Origin of the sequence: Dactylosporangium sp. NPDC049742 (genome assembly GCF_040674675.1) — a bacterium.
Classification (GTDB): domain Bacteria; phylum Actinomycetota; class Actinomycetes; order Mycobacteriales; family Micromonosporaceae; genus Dactylosporangium; species Dactylosporangium maewongense.
The window spans coordinates 1-6,860 of record NZ_JBFANF010000143.1 but is presented as its reverse complement, the minus strand read 5'-3'; the positions used below and the strand labels follow the sequence as shown (position 1 = coordinate 6,860).

Annotated in this window: 4 protein-coding genes; all 4 read left to right on the top strand. The window is 74.2% G+C overall.

The features are described from left to right. On the top strand, positions 1 to 787 hold a 787-nt coding region (locus tag AB0J72_RS58655; protein ID WP_363417911.1), incomplete at its 5' end, for an MFS transporter. A 437-nt stretch (positions 788 to 1,224) separates the two neighbouring features. Next, positions 1,225 to 4,977: a WD40 repeat domain-containing protein gene (locus AB0J72_RS58650; protein ID WP_363417908.1), complete on the top strand. Its 3,753-nt coding sequence runs from the start codon at positions 1,225 to 1,227 to the stop codon at positions 4,975 to 4,977. A 343-nt stretch (positions 4,978 to 5,320) separates the two neighbouring features. Continuing rightward, positions 5,321 to 5,797, top strand: a complete 477-nt coding sequence (locus AB0J72_RS58645) for a response regulator (RefSeq protein ID WP_363417905.1) — start codon at positions 5,321 to 5,323, stop codon at positions 5,795 to 5,797. Between the two features lie 240 nt (positions 5,798 to 6,037). After that, positions 6,038 to 6,860: universal stress protein (locus tag AB0J72_RS58640; RefSeq protein ID WP_363417902.1), on the top strand; the 823-nt coding region annotated here is incomplete at its 3' end.

Here is a 6,860-nt window from a genome sequence, read left to right as displayed (position 1 = left end):
CGCGGCCGGGCGGGTGATGGTCGGCGGCGCGGCGGCGCTCGTCGTCGGCACGCCGCTCGCCACCGGCCTGGGCCAGCTCGCCGGCTGGCGGGTCGCCCTGCTCGCCATCGCCGCGGTGTCGCTGCTGCTCGCCGCGGCCGTGCTGTTCCTGGTGCCCTCCGTCGCGGACGAGCCCGGCACCCCCGCGGACCATCCCCGCCTCCCCGAGGTGCTGCGACTGCCCGGCCTCGTCCCCGTCCTCGGCGTGCTGCTCGCCACGGTGGTCGGGCACTTCGCCCTGTTCACCTACGTGGCGCCGTTCGCGGCCGAACGACTCGGTTTGCACGGCACCACCTTGACCGTGCTGCTGCTCGTGTACGGCATTTGCGCGGTCATCGGCAGCAACCTCGGCGGCCGGCTCAGCGACACCCGCCCGATCACCGGCACCCGCGCGGCCTCGGTGGTCTTCGTGGTGGCGCTCGCCGGCGTCTGGTCGGCGGGCCTGGCGGCAGCCCCGTACGCCGGCGTGCCGATGCTGCTCGTGTGGGGCGGCACCTTCTCCGTCCTCGTGGTGGCGACCTCCCTGGCCGTCCTGCGCCGCGCCCCGGGCCGAGCCGCCGAACCGGCCAACGCCGTGTACGGCATCGTCTTCCAGATCGGCATCGTCTCCGGCTCGGCCCTCGGCTCATGGTGCTACGCGGCCGGCTCGGTGACGGCGATCCCACTCGTGGCCATGGCCGCCGGCGCGGTCGCCCTGACCCTCGTCGCGACCTCGGGCCAAGCCTTCCGCGCCGCCGACCCCAGCTGACGCGCACGGCATGTCGAGCTGCGGACAGGGTCAGCAGCGGGCTCCGGGCTCCGGCTTCCGGACGGTTGTGGTGCCGGTCCACGACTTGGTGACGCAGTCGCTGCATCTCCTTCGTTGCCGGGTGATTGGGCGAGCGGAGTCGCCGTGAATGGTGTCGGAGCGTCCGGAGGGCCGAGCCGGTGGTTCGGGTCGGTGGCCGGCGGTCAGGGACGCGGTCGGGTGGAGAACGGGCCTCAGGCGACACCGCGCCCGAGGCCCGTTCACACCCCCCAACCCCCGGTGGCCGGTGTCCGGCTGAGGACAGTCAAACAGCGGGGGAGCAGGGCGGGAACGGGTGACCGGGCAGCCCGTACAACCTCGTACACCGCGGCCGTACAAGTCCGTACAACTACGCAGAAGTATTTACTGACGTCAATCAGTGGCGGAGACTGCACGGCATGCCGGAGCCATGCGAAGTCACCACCCGTGCGGAGTTCGCCGCCGCGTTGACCGGCCTGCGGGAACGTGCCGGCCTCACCGTCCGGCAGGTCGCCGCCCGGGCCGGTGCCCATCGCGCGCACAGCACGGTCGGTGACTGGTTCGCCGGGCGGGGACTGCCGTCGCTGTCGTCGCAGCCGCTGTTCGTCAACGCGCTCGCCGCCTGCGGAGCCACCGGTCCGGAGGAGGTCGACGCCTGGCTGGAGGCGTGGCACCGGGTCCGTCGCGCCCCCGCACCGCGGGCCGACGCGCCACCGCCGTACCGGGGACTGGCGAGCTTCCAGCCGCAGGACGCCGCGTGGTTCTTCGGCCGTGAGCGTCTGCTGGAGGAACTGGTCGACCGGGTCGATGCGCTCCGGGCGGCCGGCGGCGGCGTCCTGGTCGTCGTCGGCGCTTCCGGCGCCGGCAAGTCGTCGCTGCTGCGGGCCGGGCTGGTGGCGGCCCTGCAGGCTCGCGACGTCGAGGTCGACCTCACCACGCCCGGCGCCGAGCCCCCGGACCAGCTCACCGGCCGGCTGCGCGACGCCGCCGTGCTGGTCGTCGACCAGTTCGAAGAGCTCTTCACCGGCGGCCTGCCGGAGGACGAGTGCCGGCGGCTGATCGCGCGGCTGGCCGATCCCGGCTGCGCCGCGACCACCGTCATCGGGCTGCGGGCCGACTTCTACGCCCAGGCGCTGCACCATCCGCCACTGCTCGCGGCGATGCGCGACCACCAGTTCACCGTCGGTCCGATGAACGACGACGAGCTCCGCGCCGCGGTGCTGGAGCCCGCCCGCTTGGCGAGGATCGAGGTCGAGCCGGAGTTCGTGGAGCTGCTGCTCCGGGACGCGGCGCCGCACGGCGGAGCACGCGAAGCCGGCGTGCTGCCGCTGCTGTCGCACGCGCTGTTCGCGACGTGGAAGCGCGCCGACGACACCCGGCTGACCTGCGCCGGCTACCTGGCCGTCGGCGGTCTGCACGGCGCGGTGGCCGAGACCGCCACCGAGATCTACCACCAGCTGGACGAGCGGCGGCAGCGTCTCACCCGGCGGCTGTTCCTGCGGCTCGTCCACGTCGGCTTCGACACCGCCGACACGCGCCGCCGCGCCCGGATGGACGACCTCCGGGCCGAGTTCGCGGCCGACGAGGCCGACCTCGACGACCTGCTGGACCGGTTCATCTCGGCACGGCTGCTCACCGCCGACGCCGACGTCGTGCAGATCAGCCACGAAGCCCTGCTGAGTGCCTGGCCCACGCTCGGCGCATGGCTCGACGACGACCGCGCCGGGCTGCTCATCGGCCAGCAGCTCGCGGTCGCCGCCGCGAGCTGGCGCGACGAGCACGGCGACCCCGCCGCCCTGTACACCGGCGCACGGCTCGCCGCGGCACGAGCCTGGGCCGACGACCACCCGGAGGAGGTGTCCGGCACGGCGCGGCACTTCCTCGCCGCCGGCATCCGCCACAGCCGCCGCCGCGTCAGGCAGGGCCGCCAGGTGATCGCGGCGCTGGCGGTGCTGACGATCTTCACACTGCTGCTGGCCGCCTACGGACTCGACCAGTCCGCCAAGGCCGGCGCGGGGCGACGCGACGCGGTGCACGCCCGCAACGAGGCACTGTCCCGCCTCGTCGCCGGCCGAGCGGACAAGCTCCGCAGCCGCGACGTCGCCCTCGCCATGCAGCTCAGCCTGGCCGCCTACCGGATCGCCCCGACCGTCGAGGCACGCTCGAGCCTGCTCGACGCCTTCGCCGGCCCGGCCGCCACCCGGCTCGCCGGGTTCAACGACGCCGTGCAGACGATCGCGCTCACACCGGACCGCAGGCTGCTGGCCGCGGGCAGCGTCGACGGTTCGGTGCGGCTCTGGCACGTCGGCGACGACCAACGCGTCCAACGGCCCGCCGGAGCGCTGCCGCCCAGCGGTGACGCCGTCTTCGCCTCCGCCGTCAGCCCCGACGGGCACCTCCTCGCGACCGCCGGCGCGGACCGGCGCGTGCACCTCTGGCGGCTGACCGACCCGGACCATCTCACTCCCGCCGCGGCACCACTGACCGGTCCCGGATCGACGGTGTACGCGGTCGCGTTCAGCCCCGACGGGCGCACCCTCGCCGCAGGCAGCGCCGACCGGCAGGTGTGGCGCTGGGACATGACCGACGAAGCGGCACCACGAGCACTCACCACGCTCACCGGGCCGGGCGGCGCCGTGCACGCCGTCGCGTTCAGCCCGGACGGGCGCCTGCTCGCCGCCGGTGCCGCGGACGACGCGGTCCACATCTGGGACACCGGCGAGCCGACCCGGGCGACGCCCGTCGTGCCGCCGCTGACCGGCCACGCCCGCAAGGTGTACAGCGTGACCTTCAGCCCCGACGGCCGCACCCTGGCCAGCGGCAGCGGCGACGGCACCGTCCGCCTCTGGGACGTCACCGACCCCCGGCGGCCCGCACCCCGCGGCGCACCGCTCACCGCCGCCGTCAGCTGGGTGAACGCGGTCGCGTTCAGCGCGGACGGTGGCACGCTCGCCGCCGGCACGTCGGACAAGAACATCGTGCTGTGGAACCTCGCGTCCGGCCGGCAGATCGCCGTCCTGCCCCACCCGTCGCCGGTCACCGCGGTGGCCTTCGGTGGTGACGGCCGTACGCTGTACAGCAGCGACGCCGACCCCATGGTGCGCGTCTGGTCCCTGCCCGGCCCGGTCCTCACCGGCGCGCTGGACAGCGTGTTCACCGTCGCCTACAGCCCCGACGGCACCCGGCTCGCCGCGGCGAGCCGCGACCGCACCGTCGCGCTGTGGGACGTCCGAGACCCGCGGCACCCGGCGCCGCTCGGCCCGCCGCTGACCAGCCCGGCCGGACACCCCGACTTCTCCGGCACCGCCACGATCGGCCCCGACGGTGACCTGCTCGCCGTCGGCACCAGGACCGGCGAGGTGCAACTGTGGAGCCTGCGCACCCCTGCGACGCCGCGCCTGCTCAGCACGCTGTCCGGCGCGACCGACCTCGTCGAGACCATCGCGTTCCAGCCCGCGGGCACCCTCCTGGCGACCGGCGGCGACGACGCCCGGGTCCGCGTCTGGGACCTCACGGACCCGGCCCGCCCGCGCCTCAGGTCGACGCTCGGCTCCGGCAACGCACTGGTGTTCTCGCTGGCGTTCCAGCCCGGCCGGCCCATCCTCGCGGTCGCGTCCTCGGACAACACGACCCGCCTCTGGGACCTCACCGATCCGGACCATCCGGCGGCGCTGCAGGAGCTCGGCGGCCTGCACGGCTACGCGTACAGCGTCGCCTTCAGCCCGGACGGGCGCACCCTCGCCGTCGGCAGCGCCGACCGGACCGTCCACCTGTGGGACATGACCGACCCGCACCATGTCACCGCGGTGGGGCCCGTGCTCACCGGCCCGTCCAGCTACGTGTACGCGGTGGCGTTCAGCCCGGACGGGCGCAGGCTCGCGGCGGCGTCCACCGACAACAGCGTCTGGCTGTGGGACGTCACCGACCGCACCGCACCGTCGGCCCTGGCCACGCTCAACCGCTCCGACAGCGCCGTGTACACCGTCGCGTTCGGACCCGACGGGCGCACGCTCGCCGCCGGCGGCGACTCGACCCGCGTGTGGGATCCCGACCCGCAGCGCGTCGCCGCCTGGGTCTGCGCGACCGCCGGCGCGCCGGTCACCCCGGCCGAATGGCAGCAGTACGCGCCGGGCGCACCGTACACGCCGCCCTGCCCTGACCGGACGCGATAGCGAACGGCCGGCTCGGAGCCAGGAGCTGCACGGCCACAGCCGGCGTTGGCGGCGATCCTGGGGCGCGTGGCCAGCTGCATGATGATGATCGGATCGGCCGCCCAGGACAGCGGGGTGGCACCGGAAAGTCCCGGCGGTCGACCGGCGGAGCAGGTTTCCCGGTCCGGGTCTTCGGGCAGAACTGCACCGGTGCCGTACTGTACCGCTGTCAAGGTCGCCGACAGCGCGGGAGCACACCGGAGGGGTGCACCGGTGGGCAACCGAAGCCCGTCGGCCCGAACGGCCGACGTTGACGCTCCGACTACGCCGCTCGGCGGCGGACCAACCAGCAGAGAGCACCGCGATGCCGACTGAGCCATCCGTCCTGCAGGTCCTGCTCGTCGAGGACGACCCCGCCGACGTGGCGCTGATGGAGAGCGTCTTCGAAGACCACAGCATCCGCAGCGAGCTGCACCACGTGGCCGACGGCGGGGAAGCCTTGGCGTTCCTCCACCGGGAGGAGCCGTACACCGACGCACCCCGGCCCGACCTGATCCTGCTGGACCTGAACATGCCGCGCGTCGACGGCCGCCAGGCGCTCACGCTCATCAAGCAGGAGGACAAGCTCAAGTCGATCCCGGTCATCGTGTTCACCACGTCGTCGACGGAGAGCGACATCGCGGCCAGCTACTCCCGCAACGCCAACGCGTTCGTCACCAAGCCGATCGACCTCGACCAGTTCGAGCACGTCGTCGCCGAGATCCGCAACTTCTACGGCCACACCGTCACCCTGCCCAGTCGCGTCTCCGACGTCAGCCGCCTCGACGCTGACGACGAGTAGTCTGGCCCGGCGATCCGGCCCGGTGCAGCAGGACCGCGCCGATCGTTCAGGTTGAGGACGCAGGAGCCTCCTGTGAAGCCCGTCAACCGGGCACGCGACGGTACGGCACGGATGGTGCCGTACCGCCGAGGAAAGGCGGCCGAACGTCCCGGCGGCGTCGGGTAGTTCGGCCATGACCCGGGCGTCGCGCCGGTGGCACGTTGGAGGGTGTGAGCCCGCCGACATGACAGGAGCCGTGCCATGACCGTCCAAGCCCGGCCGGTGCTCGTGGGTCTCGACGACGCCGACGACGAACTGGTGGCCGTGCGGGCCGGAGCCGTCGAGGCGCGGCTACGTGACCAGCCGCTGCATCTGTTCTCGGCGTTCGCCCCGCCCCCGGATGCGCTCCCCGAAGCGCGGTGGAAGCCCCGTGACGCGGCACTGGCCCGGATGATGCGGGCGGTCGCCGCCGCGGGCCGGTCGATCGACGTCGACGCCCGGATGGTCTGCGGGGACCTCGCCGGCGCCCTGATCGCCCAGGCACCGCAGGCGTCGCTGGTCGTCCTGGCCGCGGCAGCGGCAGTTCGCCCGGACAGCGACTCGGAGGCATGCCCGGTGGCTCGCAGCAGCGCTGTGCCGGTGCTCGTGGTGCCGGCGCGGCCGGCGATGCAGGGAGCCCCGGTGACGGCCGGGCTGGCCGGCGGCGCCGCATCCGACGCGGTCCTGGAGTTCGCCTTCGACGAGGCAGCGCGCCGCGGCGTGCCGCTGCGCGTGGTCCACCTGAGCGACGCCGCGACGGCGCGGCACTGGCACCGGTCCGACTTCCTTGCGGGCCTGTCCGTGCCGGCGCCGGCGGCGATCGGGTTGACGCCGACCGACCTGGCCGAGCGGCTCCTGGCGGAGGCGCTTGCCGGCTGGCCGGCCCGGTTCCCGGACGTGCCGATCGAACGGTGCGTCGTTCACGGACCCGACGTGGAGCACGGCATCGCGGCCCTGACGCGGGACGCCTGCATGATGGTGGTGGCCGCGCGGAGCCGGCTCGAGACCGGCGTGCGGATCCTCGGCCCGGTCACAGGTGGACTGC